The organism is Streptococcus sp. GMD4S, from assembly GCF_000296955.1.
Genome location: NZ_AJRE01000212.1, coordinates 1 through 1,539 on the forward strand (window position 1 = coordinate 1; position 1,539 = coordinate 1,539).

Genomic DNA, 1,539 nt, shown 5'->3' on the forward strand with positions numbered 1-1,539 from the left:
TTATCAATACTTCCAGACCTTTACCATCATCGCCGTGATTTACTTTGTCCTCACCTTTACTGTGACCCGTATCCTACGCTTCATCGAACGTCGTATGGACATGGATACTTACACTACAGGTGCTAACCAAATGCAAACGGAGGATTTGAAAAAATGACACAAGCAATCCTTGAAATCAAACACCTCAAAAAATCCTATGGGCAAAACGAAGTGCTAAAAGACATTTCTCTCACCGTCCATAAAGGAGAGGTTATTTCCATCATCGGGAGCTCAGGAAGTGGAAAATCAACCTTCCTTCGTTCGATTAATTTACTAGAAACACCTACAGAGGGTGAGATTCTCTATCGAGGAGAAAATGTCTTAGAAAAAGGCTATAACCTCACCCATTATCGTGAAAAGCTCGGTATGGTTTTCCAATCTTTCAATCTCTTTGAAAATCTGAATGTCCTTGAAAATACGATCGTTGCCCAAACAACTGTACTCAAACGTGACCACTCTGAAGCTGAAAAAATTGCCAAAGAGAATCTCGAAAAAGTTGGTATGGGAGAACGTTACTGGCAAGCCAAACCGAAGCAACTATCAGGTGGTCAGAAACAACGTGTGGCTATCGCCCGCGCTCTCTCCATGAATCCTGATGCCATTCTCTTCGACGAACCAACATCTGCTCTTGACCCTGAAATGGTCGGAGAAGTCCTCAAAATTATGCAGGATTTGGCTCAAGAAGGCTTGACCATGATCGTTGTAACCCACGAAATGGAATTCGCTCGCGATGTCTCTCACCGTGTCATCTTTATGGATAAGGGCGTCATTGCTGAAGAAGGTAAACCAGAAGAACTCTTCACGAACCCTAAAGAAGAACGGACAAAAGAATTTCTTCAACGCTATCTCAGCTAATAAACAAAGACTGCATAAAGAATGCAGTCTTTTTAATTTGTAATTGTAAAGAAAAGGCAGACTCGATTCAGGAATCTGCCTGTGACCACAGTTTAATCTTCAAATTTTTCATGATTTTTTTCATAGAAATCGATTAAACCAAGAGCTGTTTCAAATGAAATATTTTTAACTTTTGCGCGTCCTTGTGCTAGAGCAATGATAGACATTTCACGCGCATTCGTTTCTTTAGAGATACGGTAGCCTGTGATTTTCTTATCACGAACCCAGCCAACAACTGCTTCTACTTTTTCAAAGTTCGACTTAGCCATGTTCTTCTCCTAAATTATTCTTTACAATACTTAATTGTATACGTTTTTATTTCATTTGTCAATAAAAAAACATATATTCGTCGTAACTATATTATTCTGCATATTTTTATTTGGCTTTTAAAGCCGATAATATATGAGTTCTTATGTCCTCGACTCCATTAGGATTTGCTGGTAGGAAGATTGTATTATTACCCTCTTTATCTGCAAAATTATTCAACGTATCTAAATACTGGTTCGTTAATAGGATAGACATGATTTGTTCTTCAGTTAGCTCAACATTGGCTCCCTTTAACTCTTGGATAGAATCAGCTAGTCCGTCAACAATTGCTTTACGCTG

Annotated in this window: 2 protein-coding genes and 1 pseudogene; 1 reads left to right on the top strand and 2 read right to left on the bottom strand. The window is 38.9% G+C overall.

Annotation, left to right across the window (positions count from 1 at the left end):
- Positions 1-153: 153 nt before the first annotated feature.
- Entirely contained in the window at positions 154-894 is a 741-nt protein-coding gene (locus GMD4S_RS08720; RefSeq protein WP_000189490.1) for an amino acid ABC transporter ATP-binding protein, read from the top strand.
- Between the two features lie 92 nt (positions 895-986).
- Here the strand turns inward: GMD4S_RS08720 and GMD4S_RS08725 are convergent, their stop codons facing one another.
- Positions 987-1,202, bottom strand: coding sequence for a capsule biosynthesis transcriptional regulator (locus GMD4S_RS08725; protein ID WP_001130031.1), 216 nt, complete (start codon positions 1,200-1,202; stop codon positions 987-989).
- Positions 1,203-1,308: 106 nt separating this feature from the next.
- A pseudogene (locus tag GMD4S_RS08730) lies at positions 1,309-1,539 on the bottom strand (SPFH domain-containing protein); the annotation flags it as partial.

What these genes read in the sequence shown, in the direction of transcription:
- GMD4S_RS08720 (WP_000189490.1), top strand. Translation starts at nt 154, where the DNA reads ATGACACAAGCAATCCTTGAAATCAAACACCTCAAAAAATCCTATGGG.
- GMD4S_RS08725 (WP_001130031.1), bottom strand. Translation starts at nt 1,202, where the DNA reads ATGGCTAAGTCGAACTTTGAAAAAGTAGAAGCAGTTGTTGGCTGGGTT.